At 46.5% G+C, this 22,249-nt stretch carries 19 protein-coding genes; 10 read left to right on the forward strand and 9 right to left on the reverse strand.

What is annotated here, in order from left to right:
* Positions 1-195 precede the first annotated feature (195 nt).
* From BR63_RS07940 to BR63_RS07950, 3 genes are all read left to right on the forward strand, one after another.
* On the forward strand, positions 196-1,041 hold the full coding sequence (locus BR63_RS07940) for a transposase (protein ID WP_051966154.1): 846 nt from the start codon (positions 196-198) through the stop codon (positions 1,039-1,041).
* 175 nt (positions 1,042-1,216) lie between these two features.
* On the forward strand, positions 1,217-2,032 hold the full coding sequence (comA, locus tag BR63_RS07945) for a phosphosulfolactate synthase (protein ID WP_051966152.1): 816 nt from the start codon (positions 1,217-1,219) through the stop codon (positions 2,030-2,032).
* 17 nt (positions 2,033-2,049) lie between these two features.
* Positions 2,050-2,811 (forward strand): 2-phosphosulfolactate phosphatase, encoded by a 762-nt coding sequence (locus tag BR63_RS07950; protein ID WP_051966150.1) that lies wholly within the window; start codon positions 2,050-2,052, stop codon positions 2,809-2,811.
* Between the two features lie 193 nt (positions 2,812-3,004).
* On the opposite strand, the gene BR63_RS07955 is transcribed toward BR63_RS07950, so the two are convergent.
* Together BR63_RS07955 and BR63_RS07960 are read right to left on the reverse strand one after the other, a co-directional pair.
* Positions 3,005-3,151, reverse strand: a complete 147-nt coding sequence (locus BR63_RS07955) for a hypothetical protein (protein ID WP_153802167.1) — start codon at positions 3,149-3,151, stop codon at positions 3,005-3,007.
* Positions 3,152-3,217: 66 nt separating this feature from the next.
* Positions 3,218-4,216 (reverse strand): hypothetical protein, encoded by a 999-nt coding sequence (locus tag BR63_RS07960; protein WP_153802166.1) that lies wholly within the window; start codon positions 4,214-4,216, stop codon positions 3,218-3,220.
* Between the two features lie 384 nt (positions 4,217-4,600).
* On the opposite strand from BR63_RS07960, the gene BR63_RS07965 reads away from it, so the two are divergent.
* The gene (locus BR63_RS07965; RefSeq protein WP_034424843.1) at positions 4,601-4,954 is read left to right on the forward strand and encodes a PrpR N-terminal domain-containing protein; all 354 of its coding nucleotides are present in this window, start codon (positions 4,601-4,603) and stop codon (positions 4,952-4,954) included.
* Between the two features lie 146 nt (positions 4,955-5,100).
* Here BR63_RS07965 and BR63_RS19505 read toward each other — a convergent pair whose 3' ends face one another.
* Positions 5,101-6,510, reverse strand: coding sequence for a transposase (locus tag BR63_RS19505; protein ID WP_051966146.1), 1,410 nt, complete (start codon positions 6,508-6,510; stop codon positions 5,101-5,103).
* A gap of 99 nt (positions 6,511-6,609) precedes the next feature.
* Between BR63_RS19505 and larAH6 the strand changes: the two genes are divergently transcribed.
* Genes larAH6 through BR63_RS07985 form a run of 3 tightly spaced genes read left to right on the forward strand, consistent with a single transcriptional unit; the run spans position 6,610 to position 9,651 of the window.
* Positions 6,610-7,872, forward strand: coding sequence for a nickel-dependent malate racemase, LarAH6 family (larAH6, locus tag BR63_RS07975; protein WP_034424842.1), 1,263 nt, complete (start codon positions 6,610-6,612; stop codon positions 7,870-7,872).
* 11 nt (positions 7,873-7,883) lie between these two features.
* Entirely contained in the window at positions 7,884-9,146 is a 1,263-nt protein-coding gene (locus BR63_RS07980; RefSeq protein WP_034424841.1) for a 3-isopropylmalate dehydratase large subunit, read from the forward strand.
* A 1-nt stretch (position 9,147) separates the two neighbouring features.
* Entirely contained in the window at positions 9,148-9,651 is a 504-nt protein-coding gene (locus BR63_RS07985; protein ID WP_034424831.1) for a 3-isopropylmalate dehydratase small subunit, read from the forward strand.
* A gap of 23 nt (positions 9,652-9,674) precedes the next feature.
* On the opposite strand, the gene BR63_RS07990 is transcribed toward BR63_RS07985, so the two are convergent.
* Complete coding sequence (locus BR63_RS07990) at positions 9,675-10,433, reverse strand: fumarylacetoacetate hydrolase family protein (protein WP_034424829.1); 759 nt, start codon at positions 10,431-10,433, stop codon at positions 9,675-9,677.
* Positions 10,434-10,659: 226 nt separating this feature from the next.
* Between BR63_RS07990 and BR63_RS07995 the strand changes: the two genes are divergently transcribed.
* The 3 genes from BR63_RS07995 (at position 10,660) to BR63_RS08005 (ending at position 13,021) form a co-directional block, all read left to right on the forward strand.
* Positions 10,660-11,310 (forward strand): TVP38/TMEM64 family protein, encoded by a 651-nt coding sequence (locus tag BR63_RS07995; RefSeq protein ID WP_051966145.1) that lies wholly within the window; start codon positions 10,660-10,662, stop codon positions 11,308-11,310.
* Between the two features lie 81 nt (positions 11,311-11,391).
* Positions 11,392-12,300 carry an AlbA family DNA-binding domain-containing protein gene (locus BR63_RS08000; protein WP_051966143.1) on the forward strand — a complete coding sequence of 303 codons (909 nt, stop codon included), beginning with the start codon at positions 11,392-11,394 and terminating at the stop codon, positions 12,298-12,300.
* Positions 12,301-12,310: 10 nt separating this feature from the next.
* Positions 12,311-13,021, forward strand: coding sequence for a FadR/GntR family transcriptional regulator (locus BR63_RS08005; RefSeq protein ID WP_034424828.1), 711 nt, complete (start codon positions 12,311-12,313; stop codon positions 13,019-13,021).
* 68 nt (positions 13,022-13,089) lie between these two features.
* Here the strand turns inward: BR63_RS08005 and BR63_RS08010 are convergent, their stop codons facing one another.
* The 5 genes from BR63_RS08010 to nifJ all read right to left on the reverse strand — a co-directional run bounded on the left by BR63_RS08010 (position 13,090) and on the right by nifJ (position 21,881).
* Positions 13,090-14,115: an electron transfer flavoprotein subunit alpha/FixB family protein gene (locus tag BR63_RS08010; RefSeq protein ID WP_034424825.1), complete on the reverse strand. Its 1,026-nt coding sequence runs from the start codon at positions 14,113-14,115 to the stop codon at positions 13,090-13,092.
* Between the two features lie 2 nt (positions 14,116-14,117).
* Positions 14,118-14,954 carry an electron transfer flavoprotein subunit beta/FixA family protein gene (locus BR63_RS08015; RefSeq protein ID WP_051966141.1) on the reverse strand — a complete coding sequence of 279 codons (837 nt, stop codon included), beginning with the start codon at positions 14,952-14,954 and terminating at the stop codon, positions 14,118-14,120.
* A gap of 16 nt (positions 14,955-14,970) precedes the next feature.
* Positions 14,971-16,122 carry an acyl-CoA dehydrogenase family protein gene (locus BR63_RS08020; RefSeq protein ID WP_034424822.1) on the reverse strand — a complete coding sequence of 384 codons (1,152 nt, stop codon included), beginning with the start codon at positions 16,120-16,122 and terminating at the stop codon, positions 14,971-14,973.
* Between the two features lie 263 nt (positions 16,123-16,385).
* Positions 16,386-17,807, reverse strand: a complete 1,422-nt coding sequence (locus tag BR63_RS08025) for a sigma-54 interaction domain-containing protein (protein ID WP_207724778.1) — start codon at positions 17,805-17,807, stop codon at positions 16,386-16,388.
* Positions 17,808-18,362: 555 nt separating this feature from the next.
* Positions 18,363-21,881: a pyruvate:ferredoxin (flavodoxin) oxidoreductase gene (gene nifJ / locus BR63_RS08030; protein WP_187142857.1), complete on the reverse strand. Its 3,519-nt coding sequence runs from the start codon at positions 21,879-21,881 to the stop codon at positions 18,363-18,365.
* Between the last annotated feature and the right edge of the window lie 368 nt (positions 21,882-22,249).

Genomic DNA, 22,249 nt, shown 5'->3' on the forward strand with positions numbered 1-22,249 from the left:
AAGTCAACTTTCCCAGTCCCATCCCCCCTTTTATAACATGACTGGTTCTATTCAGTATTGTTAAGATAATGTTAATTAGTTTAGGTGCCTGGCACCTAAACTATCTGAATATTCCTATTTCCATAGAGGGATTTTATTACTATTGTTGAAAATATGGATATAGGAAATTCGATTTATTAGGGAGGTATAAATAAGATGCCTAGAAAACCACGAAACCATATGGAGGGAACTATCTATCATGTTTTGAACCGTGGTAATAACAAAGACAATATCTTTATAGATAAAAAAGATTACCATGTGTTTCTTAAGTTTTTATGGGAACAAAAAGAAAAGAACAATATCTCTATATTGTGCTATACTCTTATGCCTAATCACTTTCATTTTTTAGTAAAGGTATCCGCCATCCCCCTTGGTAAATTCATGCACGGATTACAAAGTAATTATGCCCATTATTTCAATATGAGACACAATAAAGTCGGTAGTCTTTTTCAGGATCGTTATAAAGCCTTTCACGTAGAGGAAAACCAGTATTTGCTGCAGTTAATTAGATATATCCACCTCAACCCTATGAGAGCAGGACTAGTTGAATTTTTAAGGGATTACCCCTGGACAAGTCACCACGATATCCTTCAATTAAAATCAAACCTCATTGACCTGTCGGTTGTTGTTGATCTTTTCGAAACACCTGAAAGAATGTTAAGAACCTATCAGCAGTTAGTAGATATAAAAAATGATACCCTTTCATCCCCACCGTATACCCTACCCCTCCCCACCCTGGAACACCTACTTAGGACAGTAAGTGACCATCTTAATGTATCACCTAAATCAATTCTCTCTGATTCTCGTATAAAAAACGCCGTATCAGGCCGCCAGCTTTTCTGTCAGTTAGCCTATGAAGAATTTCATTATACCAGAAATGAATTATCAGGCTTTTTAGATATAAGCTTATCAGGAATTAGTAGATACCTCGATACCAAAAATAAATCCAATGATAAAACAAAGGAATTAGCCAGTATTGTTAAGAGAATGTTAAATAGTTGAGGTGCCAAGCACCTCAACTACAACTATTTAACATTTAGGGGGAGGCTTGACAGAGAAGGTTGGTGGTCTGACCTTTGTGAAATCAGGCACTTCTCTCAATTGTCCTATCATATCACATAAGCAGGAGGTGAAAGAAACCGCACTAGCGGCTTCAATTATAAGGAGATGGGCATTCATGATGAAATCATGGCAGGGTATCATTCATTATCCTTTGGGAGAAAGAGGTTTAAAACCCAGAAGAAGCGGGATAACCATGGTCATTGATAAAGGACTGGGAATGAGAGAATTAAAAGACCTCCTGGAGGTAGCCGGAAACTACCTGGATTTTCTCAAACTCGGTTTTGGCACACCTGCCCTTTACAGTGAAGAATATTTAAAGGCTAAGATTGATCTTTGCCGTAAATATGATGTTAAGATCTACCCGGGCGGTACCTTTATGGAGGTAGCCTTACTGCAGGGTCGCTATGAAGCCTTTTTGACACGTATTAAAGAACTGGGGTTCAATACCATAGAAATATCCGACGGCACCATTACCCTTGACCATAAAATACGCCAGTACTGTATAAAACGAGCCGCCGGTGAAGGACTGACGGTACTTACAGAATTAGGCAAAAAGGATGCTAAGGTAAATCCTGACATTAGTGATTTACTCAAACAAGCAGATCATGATCTTGCGGCAGGCGCCTGGAAAGTCATCATGGAAGCCCGGGAAAGCGGAAAAGGTATTGGTATATATGATATGAATGGTGAAATATTGGAAGAGAAACTGGAAGATTTCATCATGGGCATAGGAGACCTAACCTCTATTATTTGGGAAGCACCCCTGAAGAATCAACAAGTGGAGATGATAACCCGTTTTGGCTCAGACGTGAACCTGGGTAATATCCAGCCCAATGAATTGATGTCCCTGGAAGCCCTTCGCACCGGATTGCGCGGCGACACCTTACGCCTTGTTCTCCGCCAGCAGGAGGCAGCCATCGTTGGTAAATAGTATGGAGGAGGTTTCGTGTGGAAATCCATATCGGTTTTACAGCCCAGTCTATTACTACCCAGCTCATAGAAAACAAACTGGTAGTCATTCTTGATATTTTCCGGGCTACCAGTACAATCACCACAGCCCTGGCCCATGGAGCAGGCGCCGTTTATCCTGTATCTTCCGTGGAGGAAGCCTACCGTTTAAAGAACATTTATCCCGAAGCTCTTTTGGGTGGTGAAGAAAACAGTGATAAAATTACGGGCTTTGACCTGGGTAATTCCCCGCTGGAATATATACCGGATCTAGTAAGCGGGCGAAAAATCATCCTTTGTACCACCAATGGCACAAAGGCCATTTGTAACTCCTCGGGTGCAAAGGATATCTATATTGGCTCTTTCCTTAACGCTTCAGCTTTGGTAAGAAAAATACTTGATCAGAATCTTGACATATATTTGGCCTGTGCCGGTACGAAAGCTACTTATTCCTTGGAAGATACCTGCTGTGCAGGATATCTCATCAAGCTCCTAAGTCAATGGCTTACGCCTAAATTAAGCGACGCTGCTTTGGGAGCACTGGCCCTCTACCAAGCCTATGCAGAAAACCTGCCTTTTCATTTAAGTAAATCCCGGAACGGTCAGGTCCTGCAAGCCAAAGGACGCTGGGCTGACATTGAATACTGCTGCTTAAGAAATAAGTTGGCCGCTGTGCCGATTTACAGAGAAGGAATAATTTCAGTGACCGGAGTCCAGTGTCCGGTATTAAGTTTACCTACATTCGTAAACCGTAAACCCTGAACAGTGAACAGTTTTAAAAAAATTTCCCTACCGGATCATATTTACAGTTCACGGTTAACTGTTAACGGTTCACATTAAAAATTACTGCCAACTCCCAGCTAGCAACTAACCAAAAGTGGGCTTTTTGAACATAAAAAGACTGCCGACATTATACTTTGTCGACAGTCTGAGAGCAGGATTTAAATTCCTGCTCTTATTTCTTTAAATAGTCCAGTATTTTTTCTAAGTTTGCACACCGCTCATTCAGAAAACTATAACACTTACTGCCTGGATGGACTTCTGCCAAATGGGACTTAAGAACCTCTATCTCGCTCTTTAGCAGGCTTATAATTTGCTCCATACTAAACAACCCCCTCTGCATATCTCATTCACTTTTATATTAGCTTTTCTTTATCTAAAGTCCTGCTTACTTTGCCAAAAGATCCACCAAACTTTCTAACTCAAGGAAATGACGCTCCGTAGCAGGGTCTGTTAAAACATTAAGGGGTCCTTGTTTTTCCCTTTTAGCCTGCTCATTACGGTAATAAAATTCTACCTTAACGTTATATTCCTTACAGTCCGGATTTTCTCCAATTTCAACGGGTTCCATTTTTTCCAGGGCAATAGATGCAATCTCCTGTACAAGTTTACGGGAAGCGGAATTGATATCATTACCTTTTGCCGACAACAATCCTAAGGCCAAAAGTCTCTCATCCCCCTGATCCAGAGCCGTCAAAACAAGATTGATGATTTGTTCGGGACTGGCCTTATTAAACAAGTACTCCGGCCTGCCGGCGGCTTTCCAGACCATCATCTGATGAGCCAAATCCACTTTCCCGCTTTTATGGACACGGCTTTGTAAAAAATGAATACAGAAGTGCCCCCGGAAATCATTCCCCTGGATCTTACCGCTGCCATGGGGCATACCATTCATAGATGCTGCAATCTTACGCCCCCCTATCTCTACGACCACAGCCCGGCGTTGCCAGGACCAGCGTCCCTTGTACACTTCTTTTAAAACTTGAGTATCCCGGGCCGTAAGGGGCTGGACATCAGCATGAAAAGTACCCCCGCGCCGTTCTCCTTGAAAACTTTTGTCCGTTTCAACATCGGTAATAACAGCAAGGGTATAGCGGGGGAAAATTTCCTTTACTTCATCCCATTCCAAAGGCGCTCCAAAAGGAGTAGATTTATGGAGTTCTTTAATTTTGGCATGTAAGTATTCCTGTAATTCAGGTGTTGATGTCAGCCCTTCTCCTGTTTCTTCTCTAAACAGTGCGGAAGGGTCATCCAGATAGTAGTTGTTTATTTTCTTATTTTTAGTCAAGGTCAGTTTGTAGCGGTAAGGTTTGAGGGCAAGCTCTTTTTGCGGTATGGATTTCTCGACTTCTTTTAAGAAAAAATTGATCTCTTCTTTTCCGCCCACCCCTAAACTCCCCGGGTACTCCAAGGAGTTTAACGTGATCGCCCAATCCCCCTGCTCCCAGCTAAACCAAAACCAGGTTCCAGATATGAGTAAAACTAGGATTAATAATGATACAAGCCATCTGACCATACCATCACCACTTCACCAGAATTTTCTTGCGAATGGGAAAATTACACTCTTTGTATTATAACTATGAAACGAACTAAAGATTATGAGGGTTAAAGCTTAACCGGCAAAAGGCCATTATCAATAAATATTTATTTTCCTTTTTGAATATAGTAAAATATATAGAAAATACATATATAATCAAATCCCGTTCTGACGAACGGGATTTTTTAGAATAACAAAACCTTCCCCAAGTCATTAAATTAAAGAGGTGTTATTGTGAAACCTATTCTGCTTCTCGCTCCCTACAAAGAAATGGTTACGCTGGCCGAAAAAGTAACGGCAGGCGCCCATGATGTAGAAGTACGTTTAGGTTTATTAGACCAGGCTGTGAAAATAGCCCGGGAAGCTGAGCAAATGGGTGTTGAAGCCATCATTTCCAGAGGAGGAGCAGCGCTGGCCATCCAAAAAGCTAATCTAACAGCGCCTGTAGTAGAAATCCCCGTTTCGCCCTACGATATGTTAAATGCCCTGCATCGCGCAAAAAAATTCGGCAAAAATGTGGCCGTGATCGGTTTCGATAATATTATCCGGGGTGTGGAAAATCTGGGCAATGTTGAATTCACTGCATAAACCACAAAAAAACACCTCATTAAACCTTGACAACTTAACACTGCAACCAATTTAAGGGAAATTTCGATGGGTGATATACGCTTATGCGTTGTATTTTACTTAAAAACCACCTTGACTATGCCTGTTTCCTTGGCTTTTTACTCCTTTCAGCTAAAAATGGGCACAGGTATCCCGTTCGACGGTTCATTGGAATATTTTGGTTTATAACCGCCTTGCAAGTATTTGATAAACCGCTTGATGTTTTGCACAGTTACTTTCAATCCACATACTACCGTGCTTTTTGCTTTTCCACGGACATTAAGCTTGTCCAGACCCGCACGCTTCAACGCGGAATTGCTCCCTTCGATTCCTGCGCGCTTGCCGGTATTCTCTTTTTTGTTTGATTTCATTTTTTCGCGTTCCCGGCCGGTATTCACTGCCTTGAGGCTGATGCGGACGACGCAGTCCTTGGCTTGCTTTTTACTGTAGCATTGTTCACCAAACTCACAGTTGGCACAGGCTTCATGAGAAAAGTGAGCTACCGTTTGTCCACCGCTCACTCCGGCATGGGTGGGAATCTGACCTCCCGGGCATTTATTAATCACATTTGTAGTTTCATCTATGTCAAATTCGGTTGCGGGAATTTTCTTTGTAGGTTCCGTTCCGCTCATGTTGGTCAGGTGAATTTTTATTCCGTTTTCCGCTGCGGTTTGATGGACATCTTCAGAGTGGAAGCCACCATCCACATACATGTCGGTACAGCCGGTGTTTTCACGGATTTTCTTGAGACGGTCCTGCAGGATTTCTACTTCGCTGGTGTTGTTGGGGACGACGGTGTAATCGGTGATGAGCTGAAAGGGGTTTTGCTTGTCACAGGTTTCGGATATTTCCAGCACATAACCGCTTTGGCTCACATTCCCTTCCCGGCGATAGGTGGCATCTTCATCATATGCTGACTGGAGGGAGCCGGAGGGGATTTCCTTCTTGGGCTTAGGGATAAGTTTTTCGCTTCCGGCTTCGGTTGTGGATTGTTCGGCCAGAAAACGTTTGAGAATCCTCGCTTCTTCCGACTCCTGCATTCCAGGCTCTACTTCCAGTATAGAAAGCGCTTCCTTACAAAGGTTTAAAAGCAGCGTGAGTCTGCTGTCCCCTTCCTGTGCTTTGGTGCGATAGAGGACATCGGTTTTGAAGTCGGGCTCCAGCGCTTTGGAAAGCGCTTCTGTACGCTTCTCTTTAGGTATCGCTTTGACGGCCTTGACCAGTACGTCATAAGCCAGCGACATCCGCCCGGCCTTCTTGATGTTGCTCATGAAAAGTGTAGTGTCTGTCCTTTGTTCCTCCAGCGTTATTCCGGTTTTTTCGGAAAAGTTGTGAAGCAGTTTGATGAACTGGCCGAATAAGAGATCGTCCTTACCGGGGTTCTCCAGACAGTACTGACAGACTCTTTCTCTGAAATAGTAGAGGGTTCTTTCGGCAAGGTTTGTAGCGCAAACAGTCTCAGGAGTCTCCCTGGAACGTATCACAAAGTTAATTTGGCCCTTTATGTTAATTTTAATTGTCGACTTGATGCTTATCACTTATATTCCGCAAATAGTAATGTTCTTGCCTAATCTGATGAAATAACCCGTTATATTTTTTAATATGGAAAATGAAAATTTAGTCTTAGGAGGGTTAACATGTCTGAAGTAACTAACATAAAGCTGAAATATGGGAATGATTACCATACAGTCTCTGTCCCCACGAAAAATATTATGGATATTATTATCCCGGAAGACCTGCCCGGTGTACCTGATCAAATGGAAGAAGTCAGGCGTGCTTTACGTGAACCCATAGAATCAGAACCCCTTTCGGTTCTGGCCAAAGGTAAAGAAAATGTGGTTATTCTCTGCAGTGACATCACCAGGCCATCCCCCAGCTACCTGTTAGTTCCTCCTATCCTGGAAGAGCTCAACACCGCAGGGGTGACAGATGACAAGATTACTGTTGTGTTCGGTTTAGGCTATCACCGGCCCCATACTGAGGAAGAAAAGAAAAAGCTGATAGGGGAAGAAGTCTATCGCCGGGTAAAATGCATAGACCATGACCGTAATAACTGTGTCTATCTGGGCCAGTCTTCCCGGGGTACACCGATTTGGGTTTTCGAGCCAGTAGCCAAAACTGACCTGATTATCGGTACTGCTAACCTGGAATTTCACTACAAGGCCGGTTACAGCGGTGGAGACAAAGCCTTGATGCCCGGTGTCTGTAGTAAAGAAACAATCCAGGCTAACCATGTGATGATGATTCGTCCCGGAACCATGCCGGGCAAAGCCGACGGTAATCCCATGCGGGAAGATATTGAAGAAATCGGCAGAATTGCCGGTGTGAAGTTTATTGTGAACCCCGTTCTTAACTCCAATAAAGAAATAGTGAAATGTGTGGCAGGTCATCCTGTCAAGGCTCACCGCGAAGGCTGCAAATATATCGATATGATGTATAAACGTTCTATCCCGGAAAAGGCGGACATCGTCATCTGCTGCCCGGGCGGGCATCCCAAAGACATCAACCTCTACCAGGCCCAAAAGGGTTTTGAAAATGCCAGTTATGCCGTAAAAGACGGCGGTATCATCATACTTTTTGCCAAATGCGGTGAAATGCTGGGGGAAAAGACCTTCGAAGACTGGATGTTTAGAGCCACTTCTGTTGATGACCCCGTTAACTGGATTCAGGAAGAGTTCGTCCTGGGAGCCCACAAGGCTGTGGTTATCTGTCTGGTCCTGCAGAAAAAGAAGGCCTATCTCATCTCTGACATTCCCGATGACATCACCAGGAAGTGTTTCTTTGAACCTGCAAAGTCCGTAGAAGAAGCTCTGGAGAAAGCTCTGGCAAAAATGGGACCTGAAGCTAAAATCCTGGTAATGCCCTATGCCAACTCGACCTTACCCTTCGTGGAAGAATAGGAGGAGAAACAATGCACGCCATAGAAAAAATCCTAGCCAGAGCTTCCGGAAAAGATACAGTAACCACTGGGGAAATTGTCAAAGCCAAGGTTGACTTTGCCGAAGTTAATGACCTGTACCTGCAAACCATCTATTCTTTTTATGAGATGGGCGGCAAGAAAGTCTGGGATAAGGACAAATTATGTTTTGTTTTTGACCACTATGCCCCGGCCCCTACCATAAAATCAGCCCAGATTCACAAAGAAATGCGCCAGTTTGTCCAGGAACAGGGGTTAACCCATCATTTCGATATCAATACGGGAGTTTGTCATCAGGTCATGCCGGAAGCAGGCGTAGTCTGGCCTGGAATGATTCTGGTGGCTACCGATTCCCATACCACAACCCACGGGGCTTTCGGAGCTTTTGGCACAGGTGTGGGAGCTACCGATATGGCCACCATTATGATTTCGGGTGAACTCTGGTTCAGAGTGCCGGAAATTATTAAGATTGAAATCAACGGCCAATTGCCAGAGGGCGTCATGGCCAAGGATGTCATCCTCTATATTTTAGGTAAACTGGGCGCCGATGCTGCTGTCTACAAAGCCATTGAATTCTGTGGCAGCTATGTGGAAAACCTTGGTGTTGCAGAAAGAATGGTTATCTGTAACATGGCGGTAGAAATGGGTGCCAAAACAGCATATATGGTGCCAAATCAACAGGTCCTGGAGTATGTAAAAGCTAGAACTAATCGTCCTTTCGATATCTTAGAAACCGATCCGGATTTTAAATATGCCGAAAGTTATGTCTTTGATATAAGTCAACTATCACCTCAAGTGGCCGTACCCCATAGTGTGGACAATGTTGTCCCTATTGAAGAAGCCCCTTCCGTGAAAGTAGACCAGGCCTTCATTGGAGCCTGCACCGGGGGACGTGTGGAGGACATTAAAGCGGCAGCCGATCTTTTAAGGGGGAAAAAAATCCATCCCCATACCAGGCTGGTGGTAATTCCCGCCTCCAATGAGGTTTTCCTGGAAGCAAACAAACTGGGTTATGTGGAGGACCTGATCAAAGCAGGGGCTACTTTTTCTACACCCGGCTGCGGCCCTTGCTTAGGTGCCCATGAAGGCGTTCTGGCCTCCGGTGAGGTTTGTGTTACCGCTTCTAACCGTAACTTTCCCGGACGGATGGGCAGTACAGGCGCTTCTGTCTACCTGGCTTCTCCTGCTACCGCTGCTGCCGCTGCCCTTACAGGTCACCTGGTTGATCCAAGAACTATAAACAAGGGGGTAGAATAAGATGCATAACGTTACAGGAAAAGCCTTTGTCTTTGGCCATAACATCGATACAGACCAGATTTATCCCGGCCGCTACCTGGAACTGGTAGACCCCCAAGAAATCGCTTCCCACTGTATGGAAGGTGCGGACCCTACCTTCGTGCAAAGATTCAGCCCAGGTGATATTATCGTAGCAGGTCGTAATTTTGGTTGCGGTTCCAGCCGGGAGCATGCCGCTATAACTTTACTCCATGCCGGAGTAGGAGCCGTCGTAGCCGAATCCTTTGCCCGTATCTTTTATCGCAATGCCATTAATTTAGGAATTACTGTTTTGGTATGTCCGGGAATTACCAAAGAGGTAAATGAAGGAGATATTCTGGAAGTAAATCTGGGCGAGGGCCTGGTAATCAATAAGACTACGGGTAAAACAATTACAGGCGAAAAACTTTCCGATTATGCCCTGGAAATTCTCGCCCATGGCGGAATCAAACCCCTCTTTCGCAAAATAACCGCACAGATGGAATAAGGTAAGGCATAAGAAATCCCGTTCTAGCGAACGGGATTTCTTAATATACCAATGCCTTCTATTTCGATTTCGCAAACATCTCCAGGTTTGATGGGACCTACCCCCTCAGGAGTACCTGTAAGAATTACATCTCCAGGCTTTAGCGTCATGTACTGGGAAACAAAACTCACTAAATAAGCGACATTTTTAATTAAATGATGGGTATTACTATTTTGCTTCATCTCACCATTGACCCGCGCCTGAATCTGTAGGTTATCCGGATTCAAACCAGTAACAATGTAAGGTCCTAATGGTTTAAAGGTGGGAAAAGACTTGGCTCTGGTCCACTGGCCATCTTTTTTCTGCAGAGTCCTGTCGGAAACATCGTTGCCACATGTATATCCTAAAATATAATCATAAGCATTTTCCGGGAGTATCTTCTTAGCCTCTTTACCAATCACTACCGTTAATTCTGCCTCATGATGAATCTCGTGGTCGCTAAAGGGTAGTTCGATTACGTCTTCAGGTCCGATGACTGCTGTGGGAGAAACCATAAAGGTTACCGGTTCCTCGGGAATAGGCATATCCTTTCGCATTTCACTAATATGGGATAAATAATTGAATCCCACACAAACCATTTTTCCCGGGTCTACGGGAGCCAGTAATTTTACCTGACTCAATTCAAAAGCTTTTGCTGTAACCTGATATTGAGCAAAAATATCGCCTTCAATAACAAAAACTTTAGAACCTTCCACTTGTCCATAATAAATGGTATCCTGATGCTGAAAACGTGCCAGCTTCATATGTCTTCTGTCCTCTCCTTCCATTACGTCTTAAGAATATTCTACCAGCTTGTCATACCGTTTGACTATTGATTTCTTAACTATTTGTTGCAATTCTGTACTATGTTTTTCTAAAATGGAATAGAGCATTATGAAATTGTATAATTAAGTTATGAAATTAGAAAAAGTTTATACACCGTCCAATATCAACAGCTGCATTGACGATACTGCTGAAAGGAGCAATCCCTTGCCATCAATACAAAACGAGAAACTTAAGGCTATACTGAAAATATTGCTGGTAGTTTTCTTTTCCGTGTCCATGCTTTTTTCCCTTCGTTATATTAACCTTACCCAGCTCGTATCTTTTTTACAGCAGTACCGGTCGTGGGCCTTTTTTATAAGCATAGGTCTTAATGTTCTTATCAGTGTCTCTGGCTTACTTCCTTCCGTCTTTCTTTCAGGCGCCAATGCCCTGGTTTTTGGCCTCTTTTGGGGCGGTGTTGTTTCCTGGCTGGGCGAGGTTACAGGCGCCGTCCTCTCCTTCCTGTTTTACCGTTATTTTGTTGATTCCTCTCTGCATGTACTGGCAGAGCAAACTACACCTTACCGGTTTTTGCAAAACTTTACCCCAGCTAATGGTTTTAAAGCCGTTATGGTGGCCCGCCTGCTGCCTTTGATTCCTTCCGGGCTGGTAAATTTACTGGCGGCCCTGACCAGGATACCCTTGACAACCTTCGTAGCCGCAACGGCTTTAGGAAAAATCCCTTCCTTAGTGTTTGAAACCTTTGTGGGTCATGACCTTCTCCTCTGGCAAACCTACTGGCCGCGTCTCCTTGTCCTGCTCTTTCTTTCCGCCCTTGTCTATATTGCCTTTAGGTATATCTCCCAAAAATATTAATTTTTCTCCAAGTTGTCCTCTCATTGCATACTTTTTATGATTAAGATAGTTTTCATAAGAGAGAGTATAAGGGGGATACCCATGTATATAGACCGAGCCCGTTCCTGGACATATAAAGATATAGAAAAGATTGTTTCCAGCAACACGACGGAATATAAAAACCTGGAATTCAAAAGCCTGGGGGCTTTGGTTCCCGAAGCCAAGGATGAAATAAGTAAGGATGTCTCCAGTTTCGCCAACTCTGCTGGAGGCATCATCATTTATGGTATCAAGGAAGTAAAAGAAGGTCCTACTATCCGCCTGGAGTTGGAAGAAGGCTTAGACCCTAATGGCCCCATAAACAAAGAATGGCTGGAGAACATTATTGTCTCCCGCATCAGTCCCAGGATAGAAGGCTTATACATTAACCCCGTCAAACTTCCCAACGAAAAATACATCCTGGTTGTGGTTATACCGCAAAGTACAACGGCTCATATGGCCGGTAATAACCGTTACTATAAACGGCATAACTTTAAGTCGGAACCTATGGAGGATTATGAGGTCCGGGACGTAATGAACCGCCTGGATAAACCCCGGCTCTTTCCTATTTTTACGACCCCCAAACAAGCGGAAAAAGACGGCATCTATAAATTACAAATTGTCATTAGAAATATAGGAGAAACCTTTGTCCGGCATTTCGCCGTTCGTCTCTGCATCCCTGAAGTAATCATCAGACCCGGTGATTTCAGAGGCGGTCGAAAAATTCAACTGGACGGCCTCTGGTATAGAGAATTTATTAAGCAGTCTAACCCCAACCAGTATATTTTCCCCGGATTTCGTACTTTCCTGGACCCTAAATTTCTCCCATCCCTGGATGCACAGGCCACCAAAAACAATCAGCACCTTTTCCTCTACTGGACACTCTACACAGATAAAAGCGGTCCCCAGGACGGGAGAACTCCTTTTGAAGTAATTATCAGGAACCGGCTCAACATGGATTCAGAGAATTAGGGGTGGTACCGTGGACCTTTTCAGGGATTTCCAAACAACCAGCAGCAGTGTGACAAGCCAGGTAGTGGACTATATACGTAATTTAATCCTGGAAAACAAATTAAACCCTGGGGAAAAACTTCCCCCCGAAAGGGAAATGGCTCAACTTTTGAATGTATCACGTAACACCATAAGGGAAGCCTACAAAATCCTGGCTGCATACCGGATGATTACCATCCGCCACGGCCAGGGCGTATTCGTCAGTGATGAATTCGAAACCACTGCCCTGAACCTGCTGGGGCTACAGCTTACCAATGGCCGGACCTTTGAACTTTACGAAATCCGCAGCATCATCGAACCCCAGGCCTGTATGTGGGCCGCGGAAAGAGCCGATGAAGAAATGCTCAACGCTCTGGAACAAAATATTAAAGAAACGGAACGCCAGATGAAAAAGAAGCTGGACCCCGATATCTACACCGAAAAAGATCGTGAGTTTCACATGCTGATAGCACAAGCCGCCGGTAACGAAGTCTTGATTCGCATCATGGCCATTATTGTAGAAATGCTCAGTGAAGCAGTAAAAAATACTTATGCCCGCCCCGGCAGAATACCCGTTTCCCTGGAGGAACATAAGACAATAGCCCAGGCCATCATAGGGAATGTTCCGGAGGAAGCCCATGCCGCCATGCTAAAGCACCTCCATAATTCCTTCCGTATTGTGACAGACGCCAAAGACAAATAAGAGGAGCGTTCGCTCCTCTCATTTTATGTTAAATTAATGTTAATTAGTTGAGGTGCCAGGCACCTCAACTAATTAACATTCCCCCGTATCTTCTTTATCTCTTCTATTAACTTACTAAGAATTGTCTTCGCATCGCCTACAATACGGATATCCGATACCTCAAAAATAGGCGCCTTGGGGTCCTTATTGATGCTGATGATGAGGCCTGAATCTTTCATGCCGCAGACATGATGGGTGGCCCCGGAAATAGCCGCACCGATGTACACTTTGGGCCGTACAGTCTTCCCGCTGGTGCCGATCATCTGGTGCTCCCCTTCTACCCATTTCTCGTCCACCGGCGGTCTGGTACAGCCTACGGCTCCTCCCAGGAGGGAAGCCAGCTCTTCTAGAAGCTGCCAGTTCTCTTTGGAACCCATGCCCCAGCCTCCGGCCACGACGATTTCGGCCTCTTCCAGGGGCACTCCCTTCACTTCCTGTCTATAGATGCCTAAAGCTTTGACTCTGCCTGCATCTTTTTTCAAGGATTCCGCGGGGTCATATTTGGTGATGGTGTAAAGGGCCTGGTTATTCCGGACAGGCTTCCCCAAAACACCGGGTTTTAAGGTAGCCATCTGGGGACGGTGCTTGGGACAGAGGATGTCTCCTAAGACTTTACCGCCAAAGGCCGGTACTACTGCCACCAGGTTGTTGTCTTGATTGATGCGTAAATCTACACAATGTGCAGCCACACCGGTGTTGACTTTGACTCCTAAGATGGGAGCCAGGTCCTGGCCTATGCCGGTTGCTCCCATGAGCAGGATGGAAGGTTTCTTTTCTTTGATCAGGTCTGCCAGTACCTCGGCATAGGTTTGGTTCTGGTAGAGTTCTAGCCCGGGGTGATCAACAACGATGATTTCTTCGGCCCCATAAGCGCCCAGTTCCGGAGCCAACTCTTCCACATCTTTACCTACTAACACGGCAGTAACGGGCTCGGGCGTTTGGAGCTGTTTTTTGAGTTCCTGGGCTTTCCCTAAGAGTTCGAAGCTTACGGAGTTAAGGCAACCTGCCATTTGTTCGGCAATGACCCAAATTCCCTGGTAGTCTTTTAGGTTCATGTTTACTCCCTCCCTACGGCACAGGCGTTCCAGGATTCTAAGTTTAACCCTGCAGCCCGCAGTTTCTGAATGAGCTGGGCTACGATTTCTTCCACTTCCCCTGTAAGCTCCTGCCCTTTTCTCCCCAGTTCGGGGGTGTAGATGTCACCGGGCTGGGTAGGTGACCCTTTTAATCCGATAAAGTCTTTGTTCAGGTCTAAATCATCGGCGGTATAGGTGATTAAGGGTTTCTTTTTGGCTTTCATGACGCCCATGATGGTGGTGTACCTGGGTTTGTTGCACTCCCGGGATACGGCTAAAAGAGCGGGGAGTTTGAGGGCATACTCGATGTAGCCGTTTTCGATTTTCATCTGGGCCTGGAGTTCTTCTTTATTGGTTATTTTAAACTGCTGGACATTCCAGAGGTGGGCAATCTTAAGCCATTGGGCCAGCTGGGCGGGAACCTGGGAGGTGGCGCCGTCGGCGCTTTCGGTGCCGGTGAAGATCAGGTCGAAGTGCCCGATTTTGTTTAAGCCCTGGGCCAGGGTGTAGGAGGTAGCCCAGGTGTCGGCTCCGGCAAAGGCCCGGTCGGTTAGGAGCACTGCTTCGTCAGCCCCCATGGCTAAGGCTTCCCGCAGGTTTTCTTCGGCAGAGGGAGGAGCCATGGTGATGACGGTGACTTTGCCCCCCCATTTTTCTTTGACCTGCAGGGCCGCCTCGATGGCGTTTTTGTCCACAGGGTTGATGATGGTGGGGATGCCTTCCCGGGTGATGGTTTTGTTTACGGGATGGATGGTGATTTTATCATAGTGGCTGGGGTCCGGTACGGGTTTTATACAGACGGCGATGTTAAAGCTCATGTTCTACCTCCCTGTGTTATTTGCCGCTTAAGGTGCTGCCGGCAATGATGAGTTTCTGGATATGGGAGGTGCCGCCGGCGGCAATGGAAGCTAAGGCATCTCTCAGGAACCGGCCTATGGGATACTCGTTGACGATACCGTAGCCGCCCATCATGTCCATAATTCTCTTGGCTGCCCGGCAGGCGGCTTCGGTGGCATAGAGCTTGGCCATGGCGAATTCGGTGGCACAGGGTATCCCGGCATCTTTCATACCGGCAGCCCGGTAGGTGAGAAGCCTGGCGGCTTCGTACTCCAGCCTGGTTTCGGCAATATCAAACTGGATGGCCTGGAGTTTGGCGATAGGCTTGCCGTAAACAATACGCTCGTTGGCAAATTTGACGCCTTCTTCCACACAGCCCCTTAAGATACCGACGTTGATGGCTGACATGCCCGCACGACCCACTTCCTGGATGGTGGTCATGGCAATTTTTGCTCCGGCTCCTTCTTTACCCAGCATTTGTTCAGGAGCCACTTTGACTTCTACACAGTTGACATCACCGGTGACAGAGCCTCTCAAGCCCAGTTTGTGTTCTTTACGGCCAGGGGTATGACCGGGTGTATCAGGGTCGATGATGAAGGCGGTCATGACAGGACGGCCTTTTTCATCCTGACCGGTGATGACGGTCCAGATGTCGATGTCAGCCACATGGGAGTTGGTAATAAAGCACTTGCGGCCGTTTAAGACCCAGTATCCGTCTTTTAATTCTCCGGTGGATTTCTGGCCCATGAAGTCAGAGCCGCCGCCCGGTTCAGTGACGGAGAGACCGCCGATCTTGGTACCTGCTGCCAGTTCGGGCAGGTATTTTTGTTTTTGTTCTTCTGTGCCATAGTAAAGTATACCGGCCACGCAAAGCTGGTGGGTCATGAGGGCTATGCCTAAACCTGCGGAATGCCGGGAGATTTCTTCCAGGCAGATAGCCCGTTCTACATGGCCCAGGCCGGCTCCGCCGTACTGTTCGGGTACGAAAATGCCGGTAATGCCCATTTCTCCCATTTTGGGAAAGAGCTCCACGGGACAGTAGTCTTTTTCATCCCACTCGGCCGCTTTGGGTGCGATTTCTGCTTCCACAAACTCACGCACCGCTTTTTTTAGCATTTCCTGTTCTTCGGTAAATTGGAAAAATTGCATTGTTATCTCTCCTTTCAAAGTGAAAAAATTAACATATCTTCGATAGTTTTATATTGCAAGAACCGTGCCAATTAGAACGGCTTTCCCCTATCCCTTTCCCGACTCCGTCATTACATACAAAAAAGCCCGCTCCTCCTTGTCCTGTCTGTACTAAGGCATTCCCTTAATACCATAAACAGGAAAAACAAATAGCGGGTAATGTCCTGTGTATACTGTCAATAATTGTGACATGTTACAAAAATATACAGGACAGCTGTATTCTTTTACATCAGACCATACTTCTTAAGTTTTTGGTACAAGGAGGCTCTGGTTATGCCCAAAAGCTTGGCAGCTTTACTGCGGTTTCCCTGCACCTCTTTCAGGATGGTTTCAATGGTGTTTTTTTCTAATTCATCTTTGGCCTGCAGGAGAGAAAGGCTTACCCCCTCCTTAATAGGAGTCCTGGGTGACATTTCCGCCAGGTATAAGGGCAACGATTCTAAAGTAATACAATCACCTTCCGTTAAATTATAGGCTCTCTCAATGACGTTTTCCATTTGACGTACGTTACCGGGCCATTCATAGCTCAGCAGAGTCTCCATGACTTTGCTGTCAACTTTCCGGATCAGCCGGCCAAATTCCCGGTTGAATTTTTCAATAAAATAATTTACAAGAAAGGGGATGTCCTCCTTCCGCTCACGTAAAGGCGGAACTTCCAGGGTCATCACCTGCAGACGGTAGTATAAGTCCTCGCGGAACTCCCCTTTTTTTATTTTTTTGGGTAAATCCTGATTGGTAGCCGCAATGACCCGGGCATCAATGTGGCGGGTTTTGTTCTCGCCCAGGCGCTCCAGCTCTTTTTCCTGCAGAAAGCGCAAAAGCTTGGCCTGCATGGAAAAAGGCATATCCCCGATTTCATCGAGAAAAATAGTCCCCCTGTGGGCCAGTTCGAATTTACCTATTTTGCCACCCCGCTGGGCACCGGTAAAAGCCCCTTCGGCATAGCCAAATAACTCTGACTCCAGGATGTTTTCGGGTATGGCGGCACAATTGATGCGTACAAAGGGATGATGGCTGCGGTTACTGAGATTGTGGATGGCATGGGCTACTAATTCTTTTCCCGTACCGCTTTCTCCCAGGATAAGTACGGTGGATGAAGACCGGGCAGCGCGGGCGATAAGGTCCTTTAGCTTTCTTATATGAGGACTATTACCTACAATATTTTCTATGGTATAACGCCCGCCCTGGGTCCGTCGCAGCTCTTCTTTGTAATATGCCAGTTCATCCTGCAAAGATTTTAGATGTTTAAAGAGATTTTCCATATCCCGTAAATCTTTGAACCATATTTTTCCAACTCCCGCTACCACCTGGTCGTTAATTTTTATGGGGAGGCGCTGGACTACGGCATTATGCTTGCCAATACGCTGCAACTGCCCGATCTCAGCTATACCTGTTTTTATTACCTCATGCATCCGTGTGTTTTCTATAATCTCCGTGACATGACGGCCAATAGCATCCTCCGGCTTAATCCCCAAAAAATCGGCGTAAGCCCCGTTGAACATGATGATTTTCCCATCCCTGTCCACAATGACGATACCCTCGTAAGCATTCTCCAAGACGGCCTCCAGGATTTTTTTGTAGGCCGTAACTTCCTGAAGTTCAGTCTCGACTTTTTTGACTTTTGTTATATCCTCAAAAACAGCCACACCTCCGATAATCTCCTCCCCGTTTTTCAAAGGAAAATAATCGGCGAAAAAGATTGCCTACTCCAGATTCAATATAAATAATCCCACCAAAACCTGATGGGATTATTTAAAAAACCTATCCTGTTGTAAGGGGTAACCTAATGGTAAACTCTATCCCTTTCCCCAGCACACTCTCCACACTAATGGAGCCGCCGTGGGCTTCCATCCACAAATCACTTGTGCGACACGGGGACAGTTTTTGTTGTCGCATAATACATAACAAAAAGAAGCAAAAGCCCCTTTATCCCTGTTTGAGGTTTATTTCCTAGCTATTACGATTGAAAGTCCGTGAGCTATTAAATACTTTTTTGCTATATCCCGGTATATTCCTTAGCCTAGCTAACATAACCAGGTAGATAGTATTTAATTTTCCCTGCACGAGTGTGAAAATTCAGGACTTATAGAAAAGATTTGCGACAGGAGAGAACCGTCCCCAGTGTCGCAAAAGACACAGTAAGCACGGAACTTACTTGTGGCTTTCTTGATTATAGTTATTTCTTTATGTTAGGGGATGGTTTAGCACCCTTGCGCCATACGCTTATAAGTCTCGTATCTTTCTTTGGCATCCTCTTCCGCCTTGGCAAAGAGGGCTTCCGCAATTTCCGGGAAAGTGTTAAGAAGCGAGGAATAACGTACTTCTCCCATTAAGAATTCCCGGAAAGAGGCCGTGGGTTCCTTGGAATCTAGCACGAAAGGATTCTTGCCCTGCTTCTTGAGTTCGGGATTATAGCGGTAGAGGTGCCAGTACCCGGCCTCCACGGCCCGCTTTTCTTCCTGCTGGGTGCAGCCCATGCCCAGCTTCAAACCATGGTTGATACAGGGAGCATAGGCAATGATCAAAGATGGACCTTTATAAGCTTCCGCTTCCGTCAAGGCTTTTATCAGCTGATTCTGGTCTGCGCCCATGGCCACCTGGGCTACGTAAACATAACCATAAGTGGCGGCAATCATGCCCAAGTCTTTCTTCTTAACCTTCTTGCCGGAAGCGGCAAACTTGGCTACCGCCGCTGCAGGTGTGGCCTTGGAGGACTGGCCGCCCGTATTGGAGTAAACCTCTGTATCAAAGACCAGGATATTGATATCTTCGCCGGAGGCCAGCACATGATCCAGACCGCCGTAGCCAATATCGTAAGCCCAGCCGTCGCCGCCAAAGACCCAGTGGGAAGGCTTCACCAGGTAATCCTTCTTCTCGGCAATTTCTTGAACCACAGAGAGGTTGGCATACTTTTCCAGTAAAGGCAGGAGTTTGGCTTTAGCCTCCTTGGAAGCATTGCCCTCATCTTTACCGGCCAACCAGAGTTTGAAGGCCTCTTTCAGTTCTTCCGGGATATCCCTTTCTAAAGCCCCCTGCATGAGATCGGTTATTTTTTCCCGAATCTGCTTAATAGCCAGGACCATACCATAGCCATACTCGGCATTGTCCTCAAAGAGGGAGTTAGCCCAGGCCGGGCCCTGCCCTTTGGCATTGGTACAATAAGGTGTGCTGGGGGCGGAAGCTCCCCAAATCGAGGAGCAGCCTGTAGCATTGGCAATAATCATTCTGTCGCCAAAGAGCTGGGTAACCAGTTTGGCATAAGGTGTTTCACCACAGCCGGCACAGGCCCCGGAGAACTCCAGGAGTGGCTGGGCAAACTGGCTGCCTTTAACAGAGTGGAGGTTCCAGAGTCCTTCCTTACAGGCAACGGTAGTAGCATATTCCCAGTTGGCAGCTTCCTTTTCCACCATTTCCGCCACCGGCTTCATCACCAGGGCCTTCTGTTTCGCGGGGCAGGTTTGGGCACAGCTGCCACAGCCGGTACAATCCAGAGGACTGACCTGTATGCGATAGGCCAACCCCTCCAGCTGCTTACCGACAGCTTTTTTAGTAACAAAGCCCTGGGGTGCCTTGGCCTGTTCCTCTTCATTCAGCAGTACAGGCCTGATGGCGGCGTGGGGACAGACATAAGCGCACTGGTTGCACTGGATGCAATTGTCCGTCTGCCATTCCGGCACCTCGATGGCAATGCAGCGTTTCTCGTAAGCAGAAGTGCCATGGGGGAAGGAACCGTCTTCCCGTCCTACAAAGGCACTGACGGGCAACTTGTCACCCTGCTGGGCATTCATAGGTTCCACGACTTTTTGAATAAATTCCGGTACATCCCTGGTGGCAGCGGCCTCCTCCAGGCTGACTTCAGCCCAACTGGCGGGAACATCCACTTTAACCAGGGCTTCCAGGGCCTTATCTACGGCAGCCTGGTTCATTTCCACGATGGCATCGCCTTTTTTACCGTAGGTTTTTTCAATGGCATCTTTCAGGTATGTAATGGCGTCATCAAGGGGAATAACATTGGCCAGTTTAAAGAAGGCAGCCTGCATGACCATGTTAATCCTGCCGCCTAAGCCCAGTTTAGCGGCGATATCCACGGCATCGATGATATAGAAATTTATTTTATTTTCTGCCAGGTACTTTTTCATGTCCGCCGGCAGCTTTTCCGAGAGTTCTTCGGGTTTCCAGTTGCAGTTCAGGAGGAAAGTCCCGCCTTCTCTTAAGCCTTCCAGGACCTGGTACTGGTTTACATAAGACTGTTTATGGCAGGCAATAAAGTCCGCTTCATCAATGAGGTAAGTGGATTTGATGGGTTTCTTACCGAACCGCAGGTGAGAGATGGTCACCCCGCCGGATTTCTTGGAATCATAGGCGAAGTAAGCCTGGGCATAGAGGTCTGTGTTGTCGCCGATAATTTTAATGGCATCCTTGTTGGCCCCTACTGTTCCGTCGGAACCAAAGCCCCAGAACTTGCAGCGGCTGGTACCCTCGGGGGCAGTATTGATCTTCTTCCCCAAAGGAAGGCTGGTGAAGGTTACATCATCCACAATACCAATGGTAAAGCGGTTCTTAGGGGTATTCTCCTTAAGATTATCGAAAACGGCTTTGATCTGGGTTGGTGTGGTATCTTTGGAACCCAGGCCATAACGGCCGCCCACAATAAGAGGTGCATTTTCTTTACCAAAGAACAGGGTGCATACATCCTGGTAGAGAGGTTCACCCAGCGCGCCTGGCTCCTTGGTCCTGTCTAAAACTGCGATTCTCTTCACAGTCTTGGGCAAGACATTGAAGAAGTACCTGGCAGTGAACGGCCTGTAAAGATGTACCTTAATGACACCGACCTTTTCACCTTTGGCCCTTAAGTAGTCAACGGTTTCCTCGACGGTTTCGCAAACGGAACCCATGGCTACGATAACATGTTCAGCCTCGGGATCACCGTAGTAATTAAAAGGATGGTATTCCCGGCCGGTAAGTTTACTGATTTCGGCCATATAGGCTTCTACCAGGTCAGGGACAGCCTCGTAATAGGGGTTGGAGGCCTCACGGGCCTGGAAGAAAATATCGGGGTTCTGCGCCGTACCTTTCGTATAGGGATGCTCCGGCGACAAAGCCCTGTCCCGGAAGTCCTTAATGGCTTGATGGTCAACTAGTTTGGCAAACTCCTCGTAGTCAATGATTTCAATCTTTTGAATCTCATGGGAGGTTCTAAACCCGTCAAAGAAATGGAGAAAAGGCACCCGGGATTTGATGGCTGTTAAATGGGCGATTCCCCCCAGGTCCATTACTTCCTGGACACTGCCGGAGGCCAAAAGGGCGAAGCCTGTCTGTCTGCAGGCCATCACATCGGAATGGTCGCCAAAGATAGAAAGAGCATGGCTGGCCACGGCGCGGGCACTTACATGAAAAACCCCGGGCAGAAGTTCCCCCGCTATCTTGTACATATTGGGAATCATGAGCAAGAGCCCCTGTGAGGCCGTAAAAGTCGTAGTAAGAGCACCGGCAGATAAAGAACCGTGGACCGCACCGGCTGCTCCTGCTTCGGATTGCATTTCGGCTACCCTCACTGTTTGGCCAAAGATGTTCTTTTGACCATGAGCGCTCCATTCATCCACAACTTCCGCCATGGTAGAGGAAGGTGTGATGGGATAAATGGCCGCCACTTCCGTAAAAGCGTACGCCACATAGGCCGCAGCGGTATTACCGTCCATGGTCTTCATCTTTTTACCCATAAGATCTAGCTCCTTATTAATAAAATTTTTTAATACCAATTATATATAAACTTTCTAACAATCAGACTCCACCTTCCGGGTATAAGGACTGCACAATTCGCAGCCCAGAACCTCACAGAACCAGGTGTGCAGATCTCCCGCACCTAGCTCTTCAGAAATTGATTCACAGCATTGCGTATTGCTTCATTTTCCCAAGCGGTATATAAATTTTCGGACGCAATATCGGAAAACCTTTTAGTATTTCCAAGAATACATTCCACCTAATGTATCCTCTCTATGGAAGCAGTGGGAAAAGTATAAAACGCGTCTACGTAATCTCCGTGCCTTGGGGGTACCCGAATGGGTGGCAACAAAATGGCAACTTCTCG

The sequence above is a fragment of the Thermanaerosceptrum fracticalcis genome, assembly GCF_000746025.2.
GTDB classification, from domain to species: Bacteria; Bacillota; Peptococcia; order DRI-13; family DRI-13; genus Thermanaerosceptrum; species Thermanaerosceptrum fracticalcis.